At 74.1% G+C, this 25,193-nt stretch carries 21 protein-coding genes and 1 pseudogene; 16 read left to right on the top strand and 6 right to left on the bottom strand.

The genetic code is table 11. From position 1 onward, the window contains the following. Positions 1-17: 17 nt before the first annotated feature. The 3 genes from AB0442_RS30115 to AB0442_RS30105 all read left to right on the top strand — a co-directional run bounded on the left by AB0442_RS30115 (position 18) and on the right by AB0442_RS30105 (position 5,774). Positions 18-665, top strand: coding sequence for a TetR/AcrR family transcriptional regulator (locus tag AB0442_RS30115; RefSeq protein WP_366166803.1), 648 nt, complete (start codon positions 18-20; stop codon positions 663-665). A gap of 309 nt (positions 666-974) precedes the next feature. Beyond that, positions 975-4,928 carry a beta-ketoacyl synthase N-terminal-like domain-containing protein gene (locus tag AB0442_RS30110; RefSeq protein WP_366166802.1) on the top strand — a complete coding sequence of 1,318 codons (3,954 nt, stop codon included), beginning with the start codon at positions 975-977 and terminating at the stop codon, positions 4,926-4,928. Positions 4,929-5,114: 186 nt separating this feature from the next. Further along, positions 5,115-5,774: a TetR/AcrR family transcriptional regulator gene (locus AB0442_RS30105; protein ID WP_366166801.1), complete on the top strand. Its 660-nt coding sequence runs from the start codon at positions 5,115-5,117 to the stop codon at positions 5,772-5,774. A 26-nt stretch (positions 5,775-5,800) separates the two neighbouring features. Here AB0442_RS30105 and AB0442_RS30100 read toward each other — a convergent pair whose 3' ends face one another. Then, positions 5,801-6,355: a hypothetical protein gene (locus AB0442_RS30100; protein WP_366166800.1), complete on the bottom strand. Its 555-nt coding sequence runs from the start codon at positions 6,353-6,355 to the stop codon at positions 5,801-5,803. A gap of 393 nt (positions 6,356-6,748) precedes the next feature. Between AB0442_RS30100 and AB0442_RS30095 the strand changes: the two genes are divergently transcribed. The 5 genes from AB0442_RS30095 to AB0442_RS30075 all read left to right on the top strand — a co-directional run bounded on the left by AB0442_RS30095 (position 6,749) and on the right by AB0442_RS30075 (position 12,917). Further along, positions 6,749-7,045 carry a hypothetical protein gene (locus AB0442_RS30095; protein WP_366166799.1) on the top strand — a complete coding sequence of 99 codons (297 nt, stop codon included), beginning with the start codon at positions 6,749-6,751 and terminating at the stop codon, positions 7,043-7,045. An 894-nt stretch (positions 7,046-7,939) separates the two neighbouring features. Next, positions 7,940-8,464 (top strand): hypothetical protein, encoded by a 525-nt coding sequence (locus AB0442_RS30090; RefSeq protein WP_366166798.1) that lies wholly within the window; start codon positions 7,940-7,942, stop codon positions 8,462-8,464. A gap of 182 nt (positions 8,465-8,646) precedes the next feature. Next, a complete protein-coding gene (locus AB0442_RS30085) occupies positions 8,647-9,477 on the top strand; it encodes a Crystal protein ET79 (RefSeq protein ID WP_366166797.1) in 831 nt (276 codons plus the stop codon). A 4-nt stretch (positions 9,478-9,481) separates the two neighbouring features. Further along, a complete protein-coding gene (locus AB0442_RS30080; RefSeq protein WP_366166796.1) occupies positions 9,482-10,048 on the top strand; it encodes a hypothetical protein in 567 nt (188 codons plus the stop codon). Positions 10,049-10,163: 115 nt separating this feature from the next. After that, a complete protein-coding gene (locus tag AB0442_RS30075; RefSeq protein ID WP_366166795.1) occupies positions 10,164-12,917 on the top strand; it encodes a BTAD domain-containing putative transcriptional regulator in 2,754 nt (917 codons plus the stop codon). 161 nt (positions 12,918-13,078) lie between these two features. Here the strand turns inward: AB0442_RS30075 and AB0442_RS30070 are convergent, their stop codons facing one another. Together AB0442_RS30070 and AB0442_RS30065 are read right to left on the bottom strand one after the other, a co-directional pair. Further along, complete coding sequence (locus AB0442_RS30070; RefSeq protein ID WP_359985878.1) at positions 13,079-13,210, bottom strand: hypothetical protein; 132 nt, start codon at positions 13,208-13,210, stop codon at positions 13,079-13,081. Positions 13,211-13,410: 200 nt separating this feature from the next. Then, complete coding sequence (locus AB0442_RS30065) at positions 13,411-13,995, bottom strand: XRE family transcriptional regulator (RefSeq protein WP_366166794.1); 585 nt, start codon at positions 13,993-13,995, stop codon at positions 13,411-13,413. Positions 13,996-14,113: 118 nt separating this feature from the next. On the opposite strand from AB0442_RS30065, the gene AB0442_RS30060 reads away from it, so the two are divergent. The 4 genes from AB0442_RS30060 to AB0442_RS30045 all read left to right on the top strand — a co-directional run bounded on the left by AB0442_RS30060 (position 14,114) and on the right by AB0442_RS30045 (position 16,670). Beyond that, the gene (locus AB0442_RS30060; protein ID WP_366166793.1) at positions 14,114-14,950 is read left to right on the top strand and encodes an EamA family transporter; all 837 of its coding nucleotides are present in this window, start codon (positions 14,114-14,116) and stop codon (positions 14,948-14,950) included. A 155-nt stretch (positions 14,951-15,105) separates the two neighbouring features. Continuing rightward, positions 15,106-15,408: a hypothetical protein gene (locus AB0442_RS30055; RefSeq protein WP_366166792.1), complete on the top strand. Its 303-nt coding sequence runs from the start codon at positions 15,106-15,108 to the stop codon at positions 15,406-15,408. A gap of 189 nt (positions 15,409-15,597) precedes the next feature. After that, complete coding sequence (locus AB0442_RS30050) at positions 15,598-16,197, top strand: hypothetical protein (protein ID WP_366166791.1); 600 nt, start codon at positions 15,598-15,600, stop codon at positions 16,195-16,197. A 26-nt stretch (positions 16,198-16,223) separates the two neighbouring features. Further along, positions 16,224-16,670 carry a carboxymuconolactone decarboxylase family protein gene (locus AB0442_RS30045; protein WP_366166790.1) on the top strand — a complete coding sequence of 149 codons (447 nt, stop codon included), beginning with the start codon at positions 16,224-16,226 and terminating at the stop codon, positions 16,668-16,670. A gap of 25 nt (positions 16,671-16,695) precedes the next feature. Here AB0442_RS30045 and AB0442_RS30040 read toward each other — a convergent pair whose 3' ends face one another. Next, complete coding sequence (locus AB0442_RS30040) at positions 16,696-17,334, bottom strand: hypothetical protein (protein WP_366166789.1); 639 nt, start codon at positions 17,332-17,334, stop codon at positions 16,696-16,698. A gap of 272 nt (positions 17,335-17,606) precedes the next feature. Between AB0442_RS30040 and AB0442_RS30035 the strand changes: the two genes are divergently transcribed. Beyond that, entirely contained in the window at positions 17,607-19,751 is a 2,145-nt protein-coding gene (locus tag AB0442_RS30035; protein ID WP_366166788.1) for an NPCBM/NEW2 domain-containing protein, read from the top strand. A 65-nt stretch (positions 19,752-19,816) separates the two neighbouring features. Here AB0442_RS30035 and AB0442_RS30030 read toward each other — a convergent pair. Next, positions 19,817-20,586 (bottom strand): annotated as a pseudogene (locus AB0442_RS30030) (LysR substrate-binding domain-containing protein); the annotation flags it as partial. 112 nt (positions 20,587-20,698) lie between these two features. Continuing rightward, positions 20,699-21,052, bottom strand: coding sequence for a VOC family protein (locus AB0442_RS30025; protein ID WP_366166787.1), 354 nt, complete (start codon positions 21,050-21,052; stop codon positions 20,699-20,701). A gap of 307 nt (positions 21,053-21,359) precedes the next feature. On the opposite strand from AB0442_RS30025, the gene AB0442_RS30020 reads away from it, so the two are divergent. The 3 genes from AB0442_RS30020 (at position 21,360) to AB0442_RS30010 (ending at position 25,112) form a co-directional block, all read left to right on the top strand. After that, positions 21,360-22,403 (top strand): substrate-binding domain-containing protein, encoded by a 1,044-nt coding sequence (locus AB0442_RS30020; RefSeq protein ID WP_366166786.1) that lies wholly within the window; start codon positions 21,360-21,362, stop codon positions 22,401-22,403. A gap of 103 nt (positions 22,404-22,506) precedes the next feature. Next, positions 22,507-24,078: a sugar ABC transporter ATP-binding protein gene (locus tag AB0442_RS30015; protein WP_366166785.1), complete on the top strand. Its 1,572-nt coding sequence runs from the start codon at positions 22,507-22,509 to the stop codon at positions 24,076-24,078. Further along, positions 24,075-25,112 (top strand): ABC transporter permease, encoded by a 1,038-nt coding sequence (locus AB0442_RS30010; RefSeq protein WP_366166784.1) that lies wholly within the window; start codon positions 24,075-24,077, stop codon positions 25,110-25,112. Before AB0442_RS30015 ends, AB0442_RS30010 begins: the two co-directional genes overlap by 4 nt. Positions 25,113-25,193: the final 81 nt, after the last annotated feature.

Below are 25,193 nucleotides of genomic sequence, written 5' to 3'. Positions count from 1 at the left end.
GTCACCTGGAGGCCTGTGTGCGTCGACCCTCGGACGCCCCGACGGCCGTGACCTCGCGGCGGGCCCGCAACAAGGAGCGCGCCAGGGAGCGCGTCTACACCTCGGCCAAGACCCTGTTCGGCCGCAAGGGGTATGCGGACACGTCCGTCGCGGAGATCGCGGAACACGCGGACATCGCGCGTGGCACCTTCTTCAACTACTTCCCGCGCAAGGACGCGCTCATCAGCGTATGGGCCGAGGAGCGCAGAACGGAGCTGATGCGCCGTCTGTCCCCGCAGCTGCGGCGCGGATCGGGGGTCGTGGCGGACCTCCGCGCCTGCCTGGCCGTGCTCGGCGCCCTCAACGAGGAGGAGCCGGAGCTCAGCGTGGCGATGCTCACCGCCTGGGTCCAGGCCGGGCGGCCGCTGGAGGAGGAGTCCTACCTCGGCGCGATCTTCGCCGACATCGTCGAGGCCGGCCGCACCCGGGGCGAGGTCCCCGCCGCGGCGGACGCCGAACGGGTCGGCGAGCTCGTGCGCGACCTCTACCTCGGCACGCTGTACCGCTGGAGCCGGGAGGATCCGGCCGACCGGTGCCGCCACTCGCTCGGCGCCGAACTGCAGCAGGCCCTCGACCTGCTGCTCCACGGCATCGCCGCGCCGCCGGGGCCGAACCCCCCGCGGTGACTCCGGGGAGTCCCCGCCTCCCCGCCCCTTCGAACGGGCCGCCCGTGCCTCGCGACGCTCTTGTCGTTGCGCGCACGGGCGGCCCGTTCCGCGTTGTCCGGGCCGTTCGTTCGTCTGCGTGCCGGTGCGCGAATCGCCCATCGGAGGACGTACCCCGCCAACTCGCGCCGGCCGGGCGGCAGGTCCTCGGAATCGCGTAGTTAAACACTGAGACCAAACTTGGCTTCCAGTGTAAGTTTGAATCGCGCTAACGACGAGCGCCCGCTGTCCCGTCCGTCCGGTCGTACTCGAAGAGATTGGACCACCCACATGGAACACGTGCGACAGAGCCCCGGCACCCCCATCGCCGTCATCGGCATGGGCTGCCGCTTCCCCGGGGCCGACGGGCCGGAGCAGTTCTGGCGGAACCTGCTCGCCAACACCGACTCCGTCACACCCGTCCCCGCCGAGCGCTTCGACATCGCGGCCGACTACGACCCCGCGCCCGGCACCCCCGGCAAGACCGCCTCCCGCCACGGCGGCTTCATCACCGACGCCTTCGCCTTCGACCACGCCTTCTTCGGCATATCGCCCGCCGAGGCCAGAGCGGTCGACCCCCAGCAGCGGCTGCTGCTCCAGACCGCCTGGGAGGCACTGGAGGACGCCGGCATCCGCCCCTCCGCCCTGGCCGGCAGCCGCACCGGCGTCTTCGTCGGCCAGGCCACCGCCGAGTACTCCGAGGCCTCGCACGCACCCAACGGCCCCGACGTGCGCGACGTCGCCGGCAGCCGACTGCGCGCGGTCACCGCCGGACGGCTGTCCTTCGCCCTCGACCTCCAGGGGCCCAGCCTCGTCCTCGACACCGCCTGCTCCTCCTCGCTGGTCGCCGTGCACGCCGCCCGCCAGAGCCTGCTCACCGGCGAATGCGGCCTCGCCCTCGCCGCCGGGGTCAACTTCCTGCTCTCCAGCCACGACGCCATCGCCTACTCCCAGGGCGGCATGCTCTCCGCCGGCGGCCGCTGCCGCTTCGGCGCCGCCGACGCCGACGGCTTCGTCCGCAGCGACGGCGTCGGCGTGGTCGTGCTCAAGCGCCTCGACGACGCCGAACGCGACGGCGACCGGATCCTCGCCACGATCCTCGGCAGCGCCGTCAACAACGACGGACGCGGCAGCGGCCTGCTGCTCCAGCCCGCCGTCGACGGCCAGGTCGACATGCTCCGCGCCGCCTGCGCGTCCGCCGGCATCGAACCCCGGCAGCTCGACTACGTCGAGGCCCACGGCACCGGAACGGCCGTCGGCGACGGCGTCGAACTCCGGGCCCTCGCCCGGGCCACCGCCCGGCCCGCCGACCGCCCCCTGCCCACCGGCTCGGTGAAGACCAACATCGGGCACGCCGAGTCCGCCGCGGGCATCGCCGGCCTCATCAAGGCCGTCCTGATCGTCCGCCACGGCACCGTCCCGGCCTCGCTGCACTGCCACCGGACCAACCCGGTGATCGCCGAACACGGCCTGCCCGTCCGCGTGGTGACCCGCAACACCGAACTCGCCGCATCCGGTGACCGCGCCCTCGTCGGCGTCAGCTCCTTCGGCATCTCCGGTACCAACGCGCACGTCGTCGTCGGCGAACACCGGCCCCGCGCCGCGCCCGCGATCGCCGGGGTCCCCGTGCCGGAGAGCGCCGCGACGGCCGGGGCCACCGGAGCCGCCGCGCCGGAGAACACCGAACACCTGCTCGTGCTCAGCGCCCGCTCCCGCCGCTCGCTCACGCTGCTGGCCGGGGCCTGGGCCGACCACCTCGACGGCCCCGGCCGTGACCAGGAACTGCGTGAGCTGTGCGCCGTCGCCGCCCTCCGCCGCGACGCCCACCCCCACCGGCTATGGGTCCGCGCCGACACCCACCGCACCCTCGCCGCCCGGCTGCGCCGCCTCGCCGCCGGCGACACCCTGGCCGAGGGCGGCATCGCCGAGGCCGGCTTCACCGGCCCGCGCCGCACCGCCTTCGTCTTCCCCGGTCAGGGCTCCCAGTGGCTCGGCATGGGCCGCGGCCTGCTCGCCGCCTCACCCGCCTTCGCCGGCGCCATGGCCCGCTGCGACACCGCAATCCGCGACGAACTCGGCTGGTCCGTCACCGAGTTGCTCACCCGGGCGACCGAACTGCCCACCGACATCGACCGGGTGCAGCCCGCACTCTGGGCCGTCGGCGTCTCCCTCGCGGCAGCCCTCACCGACCTCGGCCTCGTCCCGGACGTCTGCCTCGGCCACAGCATGGGCGAGATCGCCGCCGCCAGCACGGCCGGCGCCCTCGCCCTCGGCGACGCAGCCGCCGTCATCTGCCGCCGCAGCCGGCTGATGCGCCGCCTCGCCGGGCGCGGTGCCATGCTCGCCGTCGAACTCTCCGCGGACGCCGCGCGCGACTACCTCGCCTCCCGGCCCGGGTCCGCCGCCGTCTGCGTCGCCGCGGACAACTCCCCGAACGCGACCGTCCTCGCCGGACCGCCCGAGGCGATCGCCGCGATCAGCGCCGACCTGGAGGGACGGCACGTGCTGTGCCGCACCGTCCGCGTCGAAGTGGCCTCCCACTCGCCCGACATGGACCTGATCGCCACCGACCTCGTCGCCGCCCTCGACGGCCTCGCCCCGCGCCCCGCCCGCACCCCGCTGATGTCCACCGTGCTCGCCGCCCCCGTCCGCGGCGACGAACTCCTGCCGCAGTACTGGCAGGACAACCTCCGCAAGCCCGTCCGCCTCACCGAGGCCGTACGCCGGCTCGCCGCCGAGGACACCGTCTTCGTCGAGGTCAGCCCCCACCCCGTGCTCGCCGCGGCCGTCGAGGAGACCCTCCGCGACAGCGGCGCCGACGGCACCTGCCTGCCCACCCTGCGCCGCGGCTGCGACGAGCCCGCCGCACTCCTGGACGCCGTCGGCCGGGCCTTCGCCCACGGCGCGGCCGTCGACTGGCTCCGCTGGTACGGCACCCCGCCGCCCGTCCTCGACCTGCCCGCCTACCCGTGGGACACCGCCGAACTCCGCCGCGAGACCGCCGCCCCGACCCGCACCGCCGTGACGACCGGCGACACCGCCCCGTACGTCCGCGAGGCGGCACTCGGGGAGTGGGGCGTCGGCGACCGGGGCACCGGCGTCACCGTCCACGGCATCGCCCCGATCGTGCCCACCGTCTACCTGGACGCCGTCCTCGACACCGCCCGCGCCGCCGCCCCCGACACCCGGTTCGACCTCACCGGGGTCCGGCTCGGCAGCGCGGCCCTCACCCTGGACGACCTGCCGCACACCGCCCTGCGCGTCACCCTCGGCCGGCCCGGGCCCGACGGCGTCCGCCCCGTCCTCGTCCAGGCCCGCCGCGGCGCCGACGGGCCCCTGGAGCCGTGCGCCGAGGGCCGGTTGTGCCCCGTCGGCCCCGCCGACCCGCCCAACCGCCGGGACCTCCTGGACGCCGTCCTCGGCCGCCACCACGGCTACCTGTCCGCTGCCGGGTTCCACGCCGAGGCCGAACGCCACGGCATCGGGATCGGCGCCGGGTTCCGCGCCGTCCAGCACGTCTGGCGCCGCGGCAGCCACGCCGCCGCCCGGCTGCGGCCCGCCCCCACCGCCTCCCGCGGCGCCGCCTGGGAGTCCGGCCTGCTCGCGCTGATCGCCGCGTACCCGGCCCGCACCGCCTACACCCCGCTGGCCTTCGGCACCGTCCGGATCCACGGGGACCTCGCCGAGGAGTTCTGGTCGCTCTGCCGGGTGCGGACCGCCCCGGGCGGCCGGACCGCCCGCGGCGACGTGATCTTCGCCGGCACCGACGGCACCGTCCTCGCCGAATTCCTCGACATCGACCTGCGGGCCCTGGACCACCGCCCGCCGCAGCGGCTGGCCTCCTCCCTCGCCGCGGTCCGCTCCCGGCTGCTGCCCCCAGCCGGGCGCGGGCACGCCCGCACCGCACCCGTCGTGGTCGATGCCGCGCTGGCGACCGTGGCCGCCGGCCCCGCGCCGAGCGACCGCGGTCCCGCGCCGCACGGTCACGCGCCGGTGGGTGCCGGCCCGGAGCGGTCCCGCTCCGCGGCGACGGCCGCCGAGGCCCTCGTCCAGCGCGTCGCCCGCGTCCTGGAGATCCCCGAGGACCAGCTCGACCGCCGCCGCCCCCTGCGCGACCTCGGCCTGGACTCCCTGATGGCCACCCAGCTCCGCGCCCACCTGCGCACCGACTGGGGACTGGACCTCACCGCGGGCCGCCTGCTCGGGCCGGAGAGCCTCAACGGCATCCTCGCCACGATGCCCTGACCGAACCCCGGTCGATCCTGCGGGCGGCCAGCGTCGCCCGCCCGCGGGCCACGACCCCCGAGCACCACGGAGAAGGGAAGCGATGGGCAACCTTCCAATTTTGACTGCAAAACATAGTTAAACTGTGGTGCATCGACCTGCGGGGAGGATGCCTCCCCGATCCCACCCGGCAGATCGGAGACACCGGTGAACACCACACAGACCGCCCCGGCCGAGCAGACCGCCGCACCCCTCGGCCGACGGGAGCGCAACAAGATCAGGATGAAGGAGCGCCTCTACGGCGCGGCCCTCGCCCTCTTCACCGAACAGGGCTACGACGAGACCTCCATCGACGAGATCGCCGAACGCGCCGACGTCGCCCGCGGCACCTTCTTCAACTACTTCCAGCGCAAGGAGGACCTCCTCGGCACCTGGGGCGAGAAGCGCCGTGCCGCCCTCACCACCGCGCTCGTCGACGACGGCCCCGACATGGACACCGCCGCCGGACGGCTGCGCCGCTGCATGACCACCCTCGGCCGGATGAGCGAGGAGCACCAGAAGGAGACCGGCGCCATGCTGATGGCCTGGGTCCGTGCTGGCCACCCCCTGGTCGAGGAGCCGTACCTCGCCGACCTCTTCGCCCAGATCGCCGCCACCGGCCTCGAACGCGGCGAGCTCCGCGCCGGCATCGCCGCCGAACAGATCGGCAACGCCCTGCGCGACCTCTACCTCGGCACCCTCTACCGCTGGTGCGGACGCCCCACCGACCCCACCGGCGCCCTCACCGACGAACTGCTCACCACCCTGGACCTCATGCTGTACGGCGTCCTCACCACCCCCGTCCCCGAGGAGACCGCCGTGCGCTGACCGCCCCCGTCCCCGGCGATGTCCCGTCAGAAGATCCTCGGCTCCTCCTCGCGCTGGCGCCGGGCCATCATCTCGTCCCACCAGGCGTCGTCGTCGGAGGGCTTGCGCCGCTGCTTCGGGCGGTCGTCGCGGGGCGTGAGGAGGCTGCGGGGCGTCGGGTACTTCCGCTCCATCCGGGTCTCGTGGACGATCACCGTCACGACGAAGGCGGCAACGCCCAGGACGAGCAGCGGGATCCACACGCCGGACTCGAACAGCCAGTACAAGGCGCCCGCCGTCGCGAGGAGCATGGCGACGCGCCCCGGCACCGGGAGCCGCTTGAACAGCCGCTTGTACTGCTGCTCCGGCCACGCGCTCGCCCGGATGAGCCGGCCCAGGAACTCCGTCTCCTCCTCCTGCCGGGAGCTCCACGCCGACCGCCGTTGCGGCGGCGGGGCACTCCGGGTGGACTTGGCGGACCTGGCGGCTTTCGCCGACCCGGCGGAGCCGCCCGACCCGGCGGGCTGGTTCCCGCGGGCCGGGGCCTGCTTGCGCGGCGGCCGGCCGCCGCGCGGCGGAGAATTCTGCGAATGCGGGGCCACCGATCACCTTTCCGGGGGTGGTGTGCGGCCGGTGCGGGGCTCCCCGAGCCTTCCCGCCCGTCGGCGCACCGTGGCCTCTCCCGGCCACGAGACCGCATCCTAGGGTCGCCGGGCCCACCCCCGCCCGCATCGACCGAAATGCCCCCCGCTCGGACAACTCCGGTCACTCGCAACGTCGCTCCGGTCGTTCCGTGATCGAGTCGGCCGCCGGATCGCGCCCTTCGAACTGCCGGCGCAGCCCCGACGGATCGGTCAGTGGTCAACGTGTCCAGCAGACGAGTGCGAAAAGCCCGACTCGCTGCCCGGCAGCCGAGAATTCCCGGACCGGTGTATTAGAGTCCGCCTCTGGCATCACTCGATCGACCGCTGCTCACCCAATCGATAGGAAGCCCGATGATCGGCGTGCTCGTGACTTTCACGCGGACCGAAAAGTTCGACCGTTCAACCGTCGCAAAGATCGCCGGCGAACTCCGAGGACCGTTCGAAGGCATGGCCGGCCTTCGCTTCAAGAGCTTCATGCTCGACGAGGAGGGCGTCCACGCGAGGAACTTCTACGTGTGGGACGACGAGGACAAGGCCCGTGCCTTCTTCACGGAGGAACTCGTCGGGATGGTGACGGGGATTTACGGCGCCCCGCCCACAATCGAATACCTCGACATCGTGGGGTTCGTCGACAACTCCGGCACCTGATTCTCCGGGGCCGTCGCGCAAACCCCTGCCGTCCGGGCCGCCCACGAGAACGCTGCCTTTGCGGTGCCAGTGCGGCCCAGTACCGGACCAGGCCGTCGGCGTCGCTCGTGCAGGCGACCACGGCGTCGGCGACCAGGTCGAAGTACTCCGTCCCGAGCAGGTCGAAGAAGCACACGCCCCAGAGGCCGACTCTCCGCAGGCCCGGATCGTCGGAAGCGGTGCAGTCCATGGACAGCTCGAACGCGGTCCCGGGCCGTGCCTCGAAGAGATCGCGGACGTCGACCTGCAGCATGTCCCCGTCCTCGTTGCGATCCGTCACCATCGCGCGCAGCAAGGCGGGCAGGGCCTCCTGGCCACAGGCACCCGCGAGGGCGTGGGCCGTCCGGTCCCGCGCGAAGGAATCGTCCGCGGCGACGTAACGGGCGAGTCGCTGCTCCAGTTCCGGCCGTAGGAACGCGGCTGCCGGTGTCCGCGGCTTCTCCACCAGGGCTCGAACCGACGGTGGGCCCCGGGCCCGCGCTCGGCGCTTGCGGCCGGCCGCGCGTCCAACTCGTCCAACGCACGGCGCAGCGCGGCCCGCTTCATGCGGCCTTCCTCCCGATCCGTCCCTGCCATGCCGCTCACCTCATGGGGAGCGGTGTCGCCACCAGCACCCTCCGGGAGGGAGGCAGTCCTCCAGGACGGGGATTCCGTGCGCCGCCCATGCGATGGCCGTCAGCAGGCCGGACGCGCCCGCGCCGCGACGAGATGCAGCCGAGGGTCTACGCTGTGGCCCGCGGTCGCCGACTGGTCATCGGACTGCAAAAAGCGATGATCCACGGGTGACCGCATCCGCGCCGCCCGCCCCGTCGGCGCGGGCCGGGGGTCTCAGCCACGCGGAGCAGGGAGCTCATCATGCGGTCGGGCCGTTCACAGCCGGTGGTCCGGCGCCTCGTCCGCGCGGTCGGTGTGGGGGCGGCCCTGGCCGCGACCTCGGGCTGCACCGTTCCCGTCGATGCCGTCGCGGGCATCTCCGTGAGCGGTGACGGCCATCTGCTCGGCGTCATGATGGTCTGCGGACACCGGATCGACGGGGCGTCCCTCTACGTGCGAAGCGCCGACCCCGACGAGACGGTCGCATCGTGGACCGCGGACCAGGCCCTGAAGCCGGGCCTCACCACCTGGACCCTCGACTCGCCCGCGGCCGGCTGGGTGGCGACGGGCCCTTCGGTTCCGCTCACCGCCGGGGCCGACTACACGCTCTACGGCTGGACCAAGGACAACTCCTGGTCCTCGGCCGGTGTCTCCTTCACCCTCGCCGACCGGGACCGACTCACGCCGGGGAACGTCCGCTACGTCGACCTCTCGGTCGACGGTCAGGCCTCCGCGGTCACCGTCCCCGTCGCGGAGTTCGAGGCCAAGGCCTGCCGTCGCTCGTAGCGTCCTCGGGACGGGCCCGTGGGCGGTCCGACAGCCGTTCGGTAGTGGAGCGTTAGCGGTGCCGTCGACCTTGGGACCACGCCGTACGGAGCGGCGGTCGACGAGGAGGCGTGATGTTCCGCAAGGGGAGTGCCGGCAGGCGCGGCGCAGGGGTGATGCGTGGGGTCGGGGGAGCGGCCGTCGTGGCGGCGGTGAGCGCGGTCGTGCTGGCGGGTGCGCCGGCGGCGGTGGCCGCGGGCGGGCAGGGGGCCGCCGAGGGGCCGGCCGCGCTGCGGTCGGCGCGCAGCACCAGCGTCTCGCTGTACAACGGCACCGCGGACGTGATCTACCGGAACTACAGCGGGCTCTCGCACGGGGTCTGGGACGACTCGACCCCGCCGGAGTCCGTCGGGCACGCCGCGACGGCGTACTGGGGTTCGCACTCCTCGGGCTTCATGACGGGGACCGAGGGCGAGGCGCGCTACCAGCTGGCGGGCGGCGAGGCGGTGATCCACTGGAACAACCCGTACGCGGGCGGCAACTCGTACAGCTGCTCCGTTCCGCGTGGCTACACCTGCTCGTGGAGCGGCGGCGGCGGGAACAACGCCTCGGTGGCGTTCACCCTCGGCGGCAGCCCGGCCCTCGCGGGCGCCGCCGCCGAGCGGCGGGCCCCGGCGGTGCGGGCGGCCGCGAGGAGCACCCACGTGGCGCTGCAGAACCGCACGACGTCGGTGCTGGAGCGCACGTCCTCCGCCCTGCAGCACGGCACGTGGACGGAGAACATGCTGCCGCCGGACGCGGTGTACCCGATGTCCAACGGCGCCTGGCAGTCGGAGTCGAACGGCTTCATGACCGGCACGGAGGGCCGGGCCGTCTACAACATGTACGGGGTGGGGAACGTCTCGATCTGGTGGGACAACCCGTACTCCGGCAGCAACAAGTACGGGTGCGACGTTCCGGAGGGCTACACCTGCAGCCGTGACGGCGGCGGTGGCGACAACGCCTACGTGGCCTTCACCGTGCGGAAGGGCTGAGCCGGTGACCCGCATCCTGCGCACCCCGCCCGGCACCCGGGCGCTGGCCGCGGCCGCACTCGCCGCGGCGACCCTCCTGCCGCTGGCCACTGCCACCACTGCCGCCACCGCGGCCACCGCCGCCACCACGAGCAACGCGGTCGGCGCGCCGGCCCCGGGCCCGGCCGCGCTGTCGGCGATCAGCGACGGCCAGCACTACGTCCTCGCGCCGCAGCACGCGCCCGACCAGTGGCTGGGCGAGGTCAGCTGGAACAGCATCGTCGCCCGGGCGAGCAGGCTCTGGTACGGCAACCAGTACCACCACGCGCTGTGGACCGCCCGGGTCGCCGGTGACGGGACCGTCGAGCTCCAGAACGTCGACTTCGGCGGCAGCCTCCAGGACGACAACGGGGCCGTCGAGGCGAACTGGGGCCAGGGCGGTACCTGGGACTGGACCGCGGTCGCGGGCCCGGGCGGCACCGTCGCGCTGCGGAACCGCGTCACCGGCCGCTACCTCGCGCTGAACGCGGCGAACGTCGCCGTCACCGCGGCGACCGCCTACTTCTGGTACGTCGTCAACGCCCACGTGTAGCAGCCCGGTGGTGCCCGTGCCCCCGATCGCCCGGTGTGATCGGGGGCACGTGTATGAACACGGTCAAGTCGGGTAGCTCCCCACCGTTCAGCGGACGAACCGTGGGGAGAACGCGTTGCTCGACTTCCGCCTGCTCGGCCCGGTGGAGGCGCACTGCGACGGAACGGGCGTCGACCTCGGGCCGCCGAAACGACGCACCGTCCTCGCGATGCTGCTGCTCGCCGACGGCGCACTGGTGACCACCGACCGGCTGAGCGAGGCCCTCTGGCACGAGCAGCCGCCGACCCACGCCAGGACCGCCGTCCAGGGCCACATCTCGCAGCTGCGCCGACGGCTCCACCCGACCGGCCGCGCCGCGATCGTGACGGTCGGCGACGGCTACCTGCTGCGCACCCCGGCCGACCGGGTCGACGCCCGCCGCTTCCGCACCGGCGTCCAGGAGGCCCGGCGCCACCACCGCGGCGCACCCGCGTCCGCCGTGCCCGTGCTGCGCGATGCCCTGCGGCTCTGGCGCGGACCCGCCCTCGCCGGACTCCGCCCCACCCCGCTGATCGCCTCCCTGGCGGCCGAGTTGGAGGAATCCCGGCTCATCGCCGTCGAGGAACTCGGCCAGGCCCTGACCGCCGCGGGCCTTGCCGAGGAGGCCGTCGGCCTGCTCCGCGGCCCCGCCTGCCGGCACCCGCTGCGCGAATCGCTGGTCGCCCCGCTGCTCGACGCCCTGCTCGCCACCGACCGGCAGGCCGCCGCCATCGCGCTCTACCACGCCACGGCCCGGCGGCTGGCCGACGAACTCGGCGTGGACCCGGGCCCCGCCATGACCGGCGCCTACGCCCGCATCCTCGCCGCACCCGGCGCGACAGCGGGCACCGGCACCGGCTCCAGCCCCGGCACCGGCACCGGCTCCAGCCCCGGCGAGCGCACCGAAGCCCCCGCCGGCCCCGCCAGGCCCGCCGAAGCCGCCGACGGCCCCGCCAGGTCCGTCGACGCGCCGCCCCCGCTCCTACTGCCCCGCAGCCCGGCGGGATTCACCGGCCGGCCGCGCGAACTCGCCGCGCTGGACGCCGTCCTGGCCGCCCCCGCGGACGCCCCCGTCTGCCTGGTCACCGGACCGGCCGGCGTCGGCAAGAGCGCCCTGGTCGCCCACTGGGCACAGCACGCCGCCCACGCCTTTCCCGACGGAGTCCTCTTCGCCCGGCTCGGCGGCTTCGCCGGTACCGTGCCCGCCGCCGACCCCGTCTTCGTCCTGCGGGACTTCCTCGTCGCCCTCGGCATCCGGCCCGACGACGTCCCCCGCAACCCCGTCGCCGCCGAGAGCCTCTACCGCACCCTGCTCCGCCACCGCCGCGTGCTGGTCGTCCTCGACGACGCCCTGAACCACGACCAGGTAAGGCCGCTGCTGCCCGGCGCCGCGGGCTGCGCGACCGTGGTCACCAGCCGCGACCGGCTGGAGGGCCTGATCGCCGGCGACTGCGCCCGACCGCTGCTGATCGGCCGTCTGGGGCCCGAGGAGGGCGCCGCGTTGCTCGCGGGTGTGCTCGGCGCGGACCGGGTGGCCGCCGAACCCGACGCCGTCGCGCACCTGGTCCGGCTCTGCGACGGCCTGCCGCTCGCCCTGCGGCTGACCGCCGCCCGGCTCGCCCTGCGGCCGGAGCGGCCGCTGCGCCGAGCCGCCGAGGAACTGCACGACGAACAGCAGCGGCTCGCCCTGCTCGCCGCCGGGGACCTCGACCTGGCCTCGGTGCTGCGGGCCGGTGTCGCCCAGCTGCCGGCCGCCGCCGCAGAGCTCCTCGGACTGCTGGCCCACCACCTCGGGCCCGACATCGACCTCGGCGCGGCGGCCGCGCTGGCCGCCGCCGCACCGGGGGAGACCAGGGCGGCGCTGGAACGGCTGGTCGCCGCCAACCTGCTGGAGGAACGGGCGGACGGCCGGTACGCCCTGCACGACCTGGTCCGGCTGTACGCGCGCACGCTGCGGCCCGCGCCCGACCCCCGGCGCATCCTGCCGCTCCTCGACCACTACCTGTGCGGCGCACTGGCCGCCTCCGCGGCCGCCGTCGCGGGCAGCCAGCCCTGCTGCGAGCTCCCCGCGGACGTCCACCGGCCGGCTGCGGAACCGGACTTCGCGGACCGGGCCGCTGCGATGGCCTGGTACGCGACCGAGCGGAGCACGCTGGTCGCGGCCGTCGGGGCGGCGGCCGACGCGCACCACCACGACCGGGCGTGGCGGCTCGCCGTCCTGCTGTGGCCCCTGGTGGTGCAGCAGCCCGAGGCGCAGTGGGACGGGCCGCTGGGCCGCGCGCTCGACTCGGTTGCCGAACTCGGTGACGCCGACGCGGAGTCACGGGTGAGGACGCTGCTCGGCTGGGTGCTGACGGAGCAGGGCCGGCACGAGGAGGCGGCCCGCCACCTCGAGTCCGCCCCGGACCTCGCCCGGCGGGCCGGCGACACCGAGGGCGAGGCCATCGCCACCGTCAACCTGGCCCAGCTGCACGACCGGCTCGGCCACCCCGCCCGGGCCGGCCGCGGATACGAGCGGGCGCAGCTGCTGGCCCGCGACGCCGGCAGTCCGCAGACGCACATGCTCACCACCTACCACCTGGCCCGCCACCACCTGAACGACGGGCGCCCCGCGGAGGCGCTCGCGCTCGCCCGCCACGGACTGGACCTGGCCCCGGCGGAGCAGGTCCCGGCCCGCCGGGCGATGCTCACCGACCTCTGCGGGCAGGCCCTGCTGAGGCTGGGTCGGCCCGGCGAGGCCGCCGAGCACTTCTCCTGCGCCGCCCGGCTCGCCGAGCAGGACGGCTTCACCGCCGACGCGGCCGAGTACCGCGCCCGTGCGGCCGAGACGGGTCGCCCGGGCCGCGTCTGAGACCCGGTGGACGGAGCCCGCCGACCGCGCACGGCACGCGGAGCGCCTGCCGTGGCAAACACAGAGGCCCCGTCCGGTCGTCGGGACCGGGCGGGACCTCGTCATTCGTTCCCGGGTGGACCCGGGAGCACCTGCCGTCGTCGGGGGACGGGGTGTCGGCGTCAGGCCTTGCGGGCCTCGGCGCGGGCGGCGGTGCGGTTCTTGCGCTGGGCCGCGCGGGCGAGTCGGTGCTGCTCGGCCTGCCGGAGCCGCTCGTCCATCGTCGCGCGTGCCGCATCGAGCTGGTAACCCATGGTGCTCTCCCCCTTGGTGGGCGGCTGTGGGCATCACCGTGATGCCGGTCCTGGAGGCCGCCCTCGCATCTCAGATTCTACACCCATCCGGGCGCCGCTGCTTTCATTTACTTGGCGTTCACCGATGAGTGCCTTTCTATCGAAGGTTCAAAGGGGTGGTGGCCTGCGGGGGTGGACGGCCGTGAGGCCCCCGGGGCAGGTCAGGTCAGGGGCCCGGGGCCGGGCGGCAGGTGGACGGTCATGACCAGGGTGCAGGGGCCGGTGCCCGCCCCGCGGTAGGCGTGGGCGGTGTCGCCGTCGAAGGTGGCGGTCTGCCCGGCCTCGACGGTGTGCTCGGCGCCGTCGACGACCAGCGTCATCCGTCCGGCGGTGACGCTGACGGTCTCCACGACGCCCGCCCGGTGCGGGTGGCTGGCGTACTCCTCTCCCGGCTCCAGGCGCCACCGCCACACCTCGACCGGGGCCGGGCCCGAGGTCGTCAGGACGAGCCGGGCCTCGCCCCCGTGCTCGCCCGTCCACAGCGGCGCCGCGGCGTCGGCGGAGACGATCCGCACCCGGCCCTCGGGCGGTCCCTGCATCAGGTCGGACACCGAGATGCCGAGGGTGTCGGCGAGCCGGACGAGGGTGGCCAGGTTGGGATTGCCCTGGGCCTTCTCGAGGGCGACCAGGGCACCCTTGCTCACCCGGGCGCGCCGGCCCAGCTCGTCCAGCGACAGGCCCGCCCGCGTGCGGGCCGCCCGGACGTTGTGCGCCACCGTCCGCAGAGCCTCGGTCGCGTCCGCCACCTGGTCACCATCCCCTCGTTCGGGTCATCGGAGTGCACTGCAAGGTCACTCCATTGGACCATGCCGGTCGATCCGATGTACGTTCCAGTCGTTCCACTGACATCGTAGGGAATGAACCGTGATCGCTCTGCTCCTCGCCCTCGGCAGCTCCCTCGCCTACGGCTGCGCCGACTTCCTGGGCGGCCTCGGCTCCCGCAAGGCCCACGTGCTGCGCACCGTGCTGATCGCGGCTCCCGCCTCGCTCGCCGTCGAACTACTGCTCTGGCCGGTGCTAGGCGCCACGTTCGGCCCCGGCGCCGTCGGGTGGGGCGCCGCCTCCGGCGTCGCCTCGGCCGCCGCGTTCGCCCTGCTCTACCGCACCCTGGCGATCGGCCCCATGAACGTGCTGTCCCCGGTGACCGCCCTGGTCTCCGCCGCCCTGCCGGTCGCGGTCGGCCTGCTGCAGGGCGAGCACCTGACCACCGCCGGAGTCCTCGGCCTGCCGCTCGCCCTGCTCGCGGTCGTCCTGGTCAGCGCCGGCCCCGGGACCGGCGCGGCCCGCCCCTCCCGGGCCGCCCTGCTGCTGGCCCTCGGTGCAGGCGCTGCCATCGCCCTCCAACTGGTCTTCCTGCACCAGGCGCCGAACGACAGCGGCGTCGCCCCGCTGATCGTGGGACGAGCGGTCTCCTCCGCGGTCGTCCTCGCCGCGGCCGGCCTGCTCCGCCGCAGGCTCGGCACCGAACGGCCCGCCTACGCGATGTCCGCGGGCGCCGGCGTCCTGGACTCCGTGGCCAACCTGCTGTTCCTGCTCGCCGTCCGCAGCGGGGACCTCACCGTCGTCGCCGTGATCACCGCCCTGTACCCGGCCGGCACCGTCCTGCTCGCCCGTGCCGTGCTCGGCGAACGCATCCACCGCGGCCAACTCGCCGGTCTCGGCGTCGCCGCGCTCGCCGTCAGCCTGCTGGCCCTCGCCTGAGACGGCCGACCCGTGCGGCGCGTCCGCCGGGCGCCCGCCGACGGCGGGCGCTGGCGCACTCCGGCCGCACACCCGTCTGCCTTTGCGGCACGCCGGTGGCGGGGGGACGCTGGACGGGCGGACGGCCACCGTCCGCCGAGTCGAGGAGGCCGTACGTGACGTTCATTCAGATCATCGAGTACAAGACCAGTCGGATCGACGAATTCAACGCCCTGCTGGACGCCTGGGTGGAGAAGAACGAAGGCAACCGGGTGGCCACCAGAGCCGTGCAGGCCAAGGACCGTGACGCCGAGAACACCTACCTGAACATCGTGGAGTTCCCGTCCTACGAGCAGGCCATGGAGAACTCCAGGCGCCCGGAGACCGGGGAGTTCGCGGCGCAGGTCGCGGCGCTCTGCGACGGGCCGCCGGTCTTCCGGAACCTCGAGGTGACGAACGAGCGGGGCTTCGAGGACTGACCGCCCGCACCGTTCGGCCGGGACGGCCGCCGCGCAGGTGCGGCGGCCGTCCCCCGTGGCCGGTCGGCGGGCACGGTCCGGAGGGCTGGGCCGTGCGGGTGGGAGGCGGGGGCGCTCGTGGTGTGGTGCCGGTGCCCGGGCGGGCGGCCGTAGCAGGCTGGAGGTCCGGCGGCAGGCAGGAGAGGGCGTGTGAGTGTGCGCAGCCCCGGCGGCAGGGTGGGCGGGGACGTCGACCGGACCGCCGGCGGGGAGCGGCCGGCCGCCGACGCCGGTGTGCTGGGGACGGCCCTCGGCGTGGTGCTGGCGTTCTCGCTCGCGGAGGGCTCCTGGCAGTGGTTCTCCACCTACCTCGGGGTGACGCTGCTCGCGGTGGTCCTCTCCTTCGGCCGGGTGCCGGAGCCCACGCCCGGCCGCCGGAGCGCCTACCGGTGGAGCCTGGCCGCCTACTCGCTGGTCGTCGGCCTCTGCGTGGCACTGGCGCTCGCGCCCGCACTGCAGCGCTGGGACTGGCTCTTCCCGATGCCCGGGACCCGGCAGGCCTGCGTGCAGTCCGGCCGGTACCAGAGCCTGCAGGCGCAGGCCGCCCTCGGTGACCTCGCCGGTCGCGATGCCGCCGCGCTCGCCCACGCGCAGCAGAAGCAGGGGCAGGAGGCCGTCGACGACTGCCTCGCGGCGACGACCACCCGCTGGTTGCCGGCGTACGCGCTGGGAACGGCGCTGCTCGTCGGCGCGGCCGCGTGGTCGCGGGGCCGGGCTCGGCCGCGCAGCACGGCGCCCGCGACCGCGTGAACGACCACCCGACGACACGGAGCCCCATGACAGCCGACGGTACGACCGACAGCACGACCGACAGTGCGGACGCACGCACCCGCCGGGCCCGGTTCGAACGGGGCATGGAGGTGCTCTCCCGGATCGACGGCGAGGCGGGCGAGCGGGTGGTGGCCGCACTCTCGGACGTCTCCCCGGAGATGGCGCACCAGATCGCCGCCTGGGGGTTCGGCGAGATCTACTCCCGGCCCGCCCTGCCGCCCCGCGACCGCCAACTCCTCACCCTCGGCATGCTCACCGCACTCGGCGGCTGCGAGCCCCAGATCGAGGTGCACGTCCACGCCGCCCTCAACGTCGGCCTGACGGCCCGGGAGATCGTCGAGGCGCTGCTCCACGCGGCCGCCTACTGCGGGTTCCCGAAGGCGATCAACGCCACCCTCGCCGCGAAGCGGGTCTTCGCCGAACACGGACTGCTGCCCGTGCACGACGACTGACCGGCACCACCCACCCGCCGCCGGGTCACTTCGGCGGTGCGGTGTTCAGCGTCGACCAGGGGCCCTGCCCGAGGAAGTCGATCCGGCCCGATCCGTCGACGCGGACGGTGAAGACGTTGCCCTTCCAGCCCAGGGCGCCCGTGCCCGAGCGGCTCGCGGCATGGGCGGCGAACAGGCCGGTGAGGTCCGCGGGGGTCGCGGCGGCGAGCCGGTTGTCGGGGCTGAGCAGGTGGACGGCCGCGCCGGCGACGAGGTGCAGCGTCCTGACCCCCGTCCCGCCGGCGCCCTCCACCACCGGGTCGAGCCCGTCGGGGCTGCACGTCACCCTGGTGTCGGAGACGACGAGGTCGGCACCGCCGTCGGCGGTCTTCGCGGCCGAGGACACGAACACCCGGGCCGCGCCGGCCGGAGCGCCGCATGTTCCGCCCGCCGCAGCCGCCGCCACGCTCGGAGCACCGGTCGGGGCGCCGGACGGACGAGCCGGGGCGCTGCCGGATGCGGGAGCGGCAGGAGCGGCCGGTGCCGCCACGGACGAATGCGCCGGAGCGGGCTTCGCCCGGTCGGGCGCGGGCTCGGGCGAGTCGCAGGCCGCGAGTGCGAACAGGAGCGAGGCGGCCGCCGCGCCGAGGAGCGGGGCGCGGTGCACGGAAGCGGAGTCGGTCATGGGATCCCCCTGCGGAAAGCTGTGCCGGTTCGGCACCTCTCACAACGCGCTGACCGTCCGTCAGGTCGCACGGCGATCCGCCCGAGGCCGCCGCAGGGGCGGCGGAACCTAGTCGAGAACCGGCCAACTTCCTTGTGCAGGACGGCTGGTGGAGTTCATCCGCGGGCCGCCGATTCTCTTGACAACCGGGAGTCAACGGGTCGACGCTCGGGGCTGCTCGATTCCGTTGGATTCAGTGCTTTTGTGTGCTGATCGCGTCCCGGAGGCCATGCATGACCCTGATCCCCCACAAGATCCGACACCGGGCCGTCGGAGTGGCCACCACCCTGGCCATGCTGTGCGGCGGCGGCACCCTGGGCGCCGCCGCGGTGGTCGGCCTCGAGGTGGCGGGCGCCGCCCCGGCCGCCGCGCTGCAGAACTCCCAGGCCGTCACCCCGCAGATGGGGTTCAACAACTGGAACTCCACGCACTGCCGGGCCGAGTTCAACGAGGCGATGGTCAAGGGCATCGCCGACATCTTCGTCTCCAAGGGACTGAAGGCGGCCGGCTACACCTACGTCAACCTCGACGACTGCTGGGCGATGCCGACCCGCGACGCCGCCGGCAACCTCGTGCCCGATCCGGTTCGCTTCCCGAACGGCATCAAGGCGGTCGCCGACTACGTGCACGCCAAGGGGCTGAAGTTCGGCCTGTACTCCAGCGCCGGCACCAGGACCTGCGACGGGCTCGGCTTCCCCGGTGGACTCGGCCACGAACAGCAGGACGCGAACCTCTGGGCGTCCTGGGGCGTCGACTACCTGAAGTACGACAACTGCAACAACCAGGGCGTCGACGCGAAGCAGAGGTACAAGGCGATGGGCGACGCCCTGAAGGCCACCGGCCGCCCCATCCTCTACAGCATCTGCGAATGGGGCAGCAGCCAGCCCTGGACGTGGGCCCAGGAGACCGGCAACTCCTGGCGGACCACCGGCGACATCTCCGACTCCTGGTCGAGCATGATCTCCATCGCGCACGAGAACCAGGCCCTCGCCCCCTACGCGGGCCCGAACGCCTGGAACGACCCCGACATGCTGGAGGTCGGCAACGGCGGCATGACGGACACCGAGTACCGCACCCACTTCAGCCTCTGGGCGGAGATGGCCGCGCCGCTGCTGATCGGCTCCGACCTGCGCACCGCCAGCGCCGCGACCATGGCCGTCCTCACCAACGCCGACGTCATCGCCGTCGACCAGGACCCGCTCGGCCGGCAGGGCGCCGTGATCTCCTCCGGCGACGGACTGGTCGTCATGAGCAAGCCGCTCGCCGACGGCAGCCGCGCCGTCACCCTGACCAACGAGACCGCCGCCACCAGGACGGTCGCCACGACCGCCGCGGCCGCCGGCATCGGCGGCGCCGCCTCGTACACCCTCAAGGACCTCTGGTCCAAGCAGACCACCACCACGACCGGCGCGATCAGCGCCTCCGTCCCCTCGCACGGCACGGTGATGTTCCGGGTCACGCCCGCCGCGCCGACCGCGCTGCCCACCGGACTCCACTGGCTCGGCGACCTGGCCTGGTCCGGCACGCCCACCAACGCCTGGGGACCGGTCGAACGGAACCACAGCAACGGCGAGACCGCGCCCGGTGACGGACGGACCCTCACCCTCGGCGGCACCGCCTACGCCAAGGGCCTCGGCGTGCACGCCGGCTCGGACGTCCGCTACCACCTCGGCGGCACCTGCACCGGACTGGTGGTCGACGTCGGCATCGACGACGAGGTCGGCAGCAACGGATCCGCGGTCTTCCAGGTCTACCGCGACGACACCCTGGTGGCCGACAGCGGAATCCGCCGCGGCACCGACCCGGCCCTGCGGCTGACGGCCGACCTCACCGGCGGCAGCGACCTTCGGCTCGTCGTCACCGACGCCGGCGACGGCAAGGACTACGACCACGCGGACTGGGCCGGCGCCCGCATCGGCTGCGGGACGGCGCCGACACCCGGCACCCACGCCCTCGGCGACCTGGCGTGGACCGCCGCGTTCAACGGCTGGGGCCCGGTCGAGCACGACCGCAGCAACGGCGAGGCGGCGGCCGGTGACGGACGGACCCTCACCGTCGGCGGCACCGCCTACGCCAAGGGCCTCGGCGCCCACGCCACCTCCACCGTCACCTACTACCTCGGCGGCCGGTGCACCGCCCTCAGCACCGACGCCGGCGTGGACGACGAGGTCGGCTCCAACGGCTCGGTCACCTTCCAGGTCCTCGCCGACGGAGTGAAGGTCGCCGGGAGCGGCACGGTCACCGGCGCCGGCGGCGCCGTCCACCTCGACGCCCCGCTCACCGGCGCCTACGAACTGACCCTGGAGGTCGGAGCCGCCGACAACGGCAACACCTACGACCACGCGGACTGGGCCGCACCCCAGCTGACCTGCGTCTGACCGGAACCCCGGCCGGTCCCGCCACCCGCGGCGGGACCGGCTCCGCCCGGCCGCTCCTCCGCGGCCTACCCGGCGTCGGCCCCGTCCACCACGGCGGCCCCCGGCGGACGGAGGACCCGGCGGACGGCGTCCCGGAGCCAGCGGTGGCCCCCGTCGGCCGTGTGCCGGGGGTGCCAGGCCATGCCGATGGTGACCGGCGGCAGGGACAGCGGGAGGTCGAGCAGGTGCAGTCCGAGGGCGACGGCGTCGTGGGTGAGGGGCGAGGGCGCGGCGCCGGGGAGCGCGGCGGCACCAGGCAGACGACGTCGCTGCGGGCCGTGAGGGCCGTCGCGGCCAGGTGATCCGGGAGGACGACGCCCACCCGCCGGCGGAGGCCGAGCTCGGCCAGCGCGGTGTCGAGGGGGCCGGTGAACCGGCCGCGACGGCTGACCACGACGTGCTCCGCGGCGGCGAGCCGGGCCGGGGTCAGCGGCCCCTCGGTGAGCGGATGTCCGGGCCGGACGGCCGCGACCATGCGCAGACCGACCAGCTGCTCGACCCGGGTCTCCGGGTCCACGTGGTCGATGGAGCCGACCTCCGGGTCGATCCGGCCGTCGCGCAGCGCCGGTCCCGCCTCCAGTTCCTCGGCCCGGATCCGGAACGAGCCCCCCGGCGCCTCCCGCCCCGCCAGCCGCAGCAGCCCGGGCGCCCGCGCCGCGCCGACCAGATCGGCGGCCTGGAGGGTGAAGGCGGTGCGGAGCCCCGCGGGGACCGCACTCGCGCCGGGGCCGAGCAGCGCTCCCAGGCTGCGCACCACCGCGGCGGCCTCCTCTCGCAGGGCCCCGCGTCGACGTGGTCACCGGCTCGCACGCGGACCCCGTGGTCCTCGACCGGGCCTTCGTCTCCTGACGCGCCGTCCGCCTGCGGCACCGGCCCGGGGGTCCCGCCCGCCTCGCGCGGGTGCCCGCTCAGGCGGGTTGCCACAGTTCGATCCGGCGGCCCTCGGGATCGGTGACCCAGCCGAACCGGCCGACACCCTCCATCTCCTGGGTCTCCCCGGACACCTCGGCGCCCTTGGCCCGCAGCTGTGCGAGCATCGCGTCCAGGTCGCGGACCCGGAAGTTGAGCATGGTCTGCTGGGTGGGGGACCCGAAGTAGTCCGTCCCGGAGTCGAACGCCGCGAACACCGTCGGCCCGGCCTCCTGCTGCCAGAGGCCGTGCTCGTCCGCGTCCAGCCCCAGGCAGTCGCGGTACCAGGCGCTCATGGCCGCCGGGTCGGCCGCCCGCAGGAAGTACCCGCCGATTCCAAGCACACGTTCCATGGCGCCATCCTGCCAGGGCCGGTCCCGGAGCCCGGGCAGCACCGCCGACCGGCGCCGCGGGCCGTGGCCGAGACCCGGCGTCAACTGGACGGCCGAGAAAGAGAGGTGACGCAACGAAGGCACAGTCGTCCGCTCCATGGTCACAAGCTGGTCTCGGCGATCCCGCCCCCTTGACGGTGCCATGCAACACGGGTGTCATATGTTGCATACCGTTTGAACGTGTTTGTTCTTGATGGAACTCGGGACGCCTGCTGCGGTGGCCCGAGCGCACCCGCCGCGCCGCCGGCGCATGCCCGAAGGAGCTCCCATGTTCCGCACCACGACCCGTGCCGCCGCCGCGGCGGGCCTGCTGCTCACCCTCGGCCTGACCACCGCCTGCTCCACCGGGCAGGAGTCGCTGAAGGGCGACGCGGGCCCCACGGCGCCGGTGAACGGCAGGATCTCGCTCACCTACCTGCAGAAGCAGGGCGACCAGGAGTACTTCGTGGGCGAGGCCGCGGGCGCCAAGGCCAAGGCCGCCGAACTCGGCATCGACCTCAAGGTGGTGAACCTCGGCAACGACGCCAACAAGACCGTCAGCGAGGTGCAGTCCGCCGTCGCGCAGAAGACCAACGGCGTCATCATCGTCGTGCCCGACCCCGCCGTCGGCCCGTCGGTCGTCCAGGCCGCCCGGGACGCCAAGGTGGCGCTGCTGACCTCCGACGACCAGATCTGCGCCACCGGCCCCGACCCGGCGGCCTGCAGCAAGGACGACCTCGTCGCCCGGATCGGCTTCTCCGGCCGACAGATGGGCACCGAGGTCGGCAAGCGCGCCGCCGAGGAGTTCAAGAAGGCCGGCTGGAACCCGGCCGAGACCCGGATCGTCTCCGCCTGGAAGCAGGACGTCACCGTCTGCGGCGACCGGGTGAAGGCCGCCAAGGAGGCATTCACCGCCGGGTCGGGCGCCCAGGTCCAGAACATCGACGTCGCCACCGACAACACCCCCACCGGCGCCCAGGACAAGATCGCCGCGACGGTCACCGCCAACGCGGGCGTCAAGCACTGGGTCGTCTGGGGCTGCAACGACGAGAACGTCCAGGGCGGTGTCACCGCCATGGAGAACGCGGGCATCGGCCCCGGCGACGTCATCGGCGTCGGCCTCGGCGCCTACCTCGCCTGCAAGGACTGGAGCGGCAAGCCGTCGGGCATGAAGGCCGCCCTGTTCATCAACGGCAAGGACGTCGGGGCGCTGGCCGTCCAGACCATGTACGACCGGCTCAAGAACGGCAAGGACTTCCCGAAGGAGGCATTCGCGCCCACCACCATGGTCGACCCGACCACCTGGAAGTCCGCCGGCGTCAGCTGCAGCTGACGCCCCGCCGGCCGATGCCCGGTACGTCCGGGGCCCGGGCCGGCGTCGGCCCCTTCTCCGCGCAGCTCCGCGAACCCTCCCCGCACGAAACGAAGGTGACCCCATGAGCCGAGCCCACGACGAGAAGCCGGATCCCCGTCCGCCCACCGCCCCGGCCCCGGGCGGCGCCGGCGTGCGGAACCTCTCCAAGCGGTTCGGCGCCGTGCAGGCCCTGTCGGACGTCACCCTGGACTTCCCCGCCGGCCAGGTCACCGCGCTGATGGGCGAGAACGGCGCCGGCAAGTCGACCCTGCTGAAGATCCTCACCGGCGACCACCGGCCCACCGAAGGTAGCGTCCTGGTCGACGGCAAGCCCGTCCAGCTCGCCTCGCCGACCGACGCCCACCGCGCCGGCATCCGGATCATCCCGCAGGAACCGGAGATCGTCCCGCACGTCTCCGTCGCCGAGAACGTCTACGTGGGTGCGCTGCCCCGCGCCGCCGGCCGCCGCCTGGACCGCGCGGAGCTGCGCCGCAAGATCACCGCCGACCTCGTGCGCCTGGGTTTCGAGAAGGTCCTCGACCCCGACCTGCTCGGCTCCGAGCTCACCCCCGCCCAGCGCCAGTTGGTCGAGATCATGCGGGCCCTGACCGGCGAGGCCAAGGTCATCGCCTTCGACGAGCCCACCTCCTCGCTCTCCGAGCACGAGGTCGAGGCGCTCTTCGCGCTGATCCGGCGGCTGCGCGCCGACGGTGTGGCCGTCGTCTACGTCTCCCACCGGATGCAGGAGATCTTCCGACTCGCCGACCGCATCGCCGTGCTGCGCGACGGCGCGCTCGCCGGCATCCAGGACGCCGCGACCACCAGCGAGGGCGAGCTCGTCCGGCTCATGGTCGGCCGCGACCTGTCCGCCGTGTTCTCCCGCCCGCACGTCGCCACCGACCGCCTGGTGCTCGACGTCCGCGGCCTGACCACCGACGACGTCCGCGACATCGACCTGCAGGTCCACGCCGGCGAGGTGGTCGGCCTCGCCGGACTGATCGGCGCCGGCCGCTCCGAGCTCGCCCTGGCGCTGGCCGGCGACCTGCCCGTGCGCTCCGGCACCGTCACCCTCGACGGGCAGCGCCTGCCCTCCGGCAACCCCGGCGCCGTCATCCGCGCCGGCCTGGGACTTGCCCCGGAGGAGCGCAAGGCCCAGGCCCTCTTCCTGCACCGCTCGATCCGCGACAACACCTCCACCGTCGTCCTGGAGCGCCTGCGCCGCTTCCGCTTCGTCCGCCGCTCGGCGGAGCGGCAGCTGGCCCAGGAGTACGCGGACCGGCTGCGGGTGCGCACCCCCTCGATCGAGCACGAGGTCCGCAAGCTCTCGGGCGGCAACCAGCAGAAGGTCGTCCTCGCCCGCTGGCTCGCCCGCAAGCCCAAGGTCCTGATCCTGGACGAGCCGACCCGCGGCATCGACGTCGGTGCCAAGGCCGAGATCTACCGGATCATCGCCGACCTCGCGGCGGAGGGCGTCGCGATCCTGGTCATCTCCTCCGAACTCCCCGAGGTCCTCGGCCTCGCCGACCGCATCGTCGTCATGCAGAACGGCCGCATCACCGGCGAACTCGACCGCGCCGACGCCACCGAGGAGGCCGTCCTCAGCCTCGCCATGGCCGACGACATCGCCCCCGCCACCCCTGGAGCCGCCGCATGAGCACCACCACCGACACCCCGCCGGCCGCCACCGGCAGCACCGCGACGCGCAAGGGCGGCAACCCCGCCGCGGTCCTCGCCTCCGTCGGCGGGCAGAACCTCAGCCTGATCGGCGCACTGGTCGTCGTCCTCGCCCTCTTCGGCGCGCTCAACGACAACTACCTCTCCGTCTCCAACCTCCAGGTGATCGCCGAGGCCGCCACGATCACCGGCCTGCTCGCCGTCGTCCAGACCGTCGTCATCATCTGCGGCGGCCTCGACATCTCCGTCGGCTCCCAGGCCGGCGTCGCCTCGGTCGTCAGCGCGATGGCCTTCACGTCCGCGGGCTCCAACGCCCTGGCGGGCATGGCCGCCGCCGTCGGCGTCGGCATCCTCATCGGCATCCTCAACGGCGTGATCATCGTCTACGGCCGGGTCAACCCCACCATCGCCACCCTGGCCGGCCTCGCCGCCTACAAGGGACTCGCCCAGCTGATCTCCAACGGCCGCGCCCAGGGCTACGTCCTCAACGACGACGTCTTCGTCTTCCTCGGCCGCGGCAAGATCGCCGGCCTGCCCGTCATGGTGTGGATCCTCATCCTCACCGCGCTCGCCGTCCACCTGCTGCTGAAGTACACCGACATCGGCCGCAACGTCTACGCGATCGGCGGCAACGACACCGCCGCCCGCCTCGCCGGCATCAACATCAACAAGTACCTGGTGGCCGTCTACGCCCTGATCGGCACCGTCGCCGCCGTCGCCGGCATCCTGCTCACCGCCCGCACCGGCAGCGGCCAGCCCACCTCCGGCAGCGAAGGACTCGAACTCAAGGCCATCACCGCCGCCGCCCTCGGCGGCTGCGCCCTCAAGGGCGGCAAGGGCGGCATCGGCGGCACCCTGCTCGCCGTGGCGCTGCTCGGCTGCCTGGAGAACGGACTGACCGTCGAAGGCATCAACTCCTTCTGGCAGAACGTCGCCCAGGGCGCCCTGCTGGTCATCGCCGTCGTCATCCAGCAGCGCCGCAGCGGCGAACGCGCCATCGGCCTGCCCGCCTGACGCCGGCCCGCGGCCCCGACCCGGGCGCTCCGCGCATCCGGCGAAGATCACTGGAACCCGGACGGACCCTCACCGCATCGG

Source organism: Kitasatospora sp. NPDC085895, assembly GCF_040702125.1.
GTDB lineage: Bacteria > Actinomycetota > Actinomycetes > Streptomycetales > Streptomycetaceae > Kitasatospora > Kitasatospora arboriphila.
This window is presented reverse-complemented; position numbering and strand designations above follow the sequence as displayed.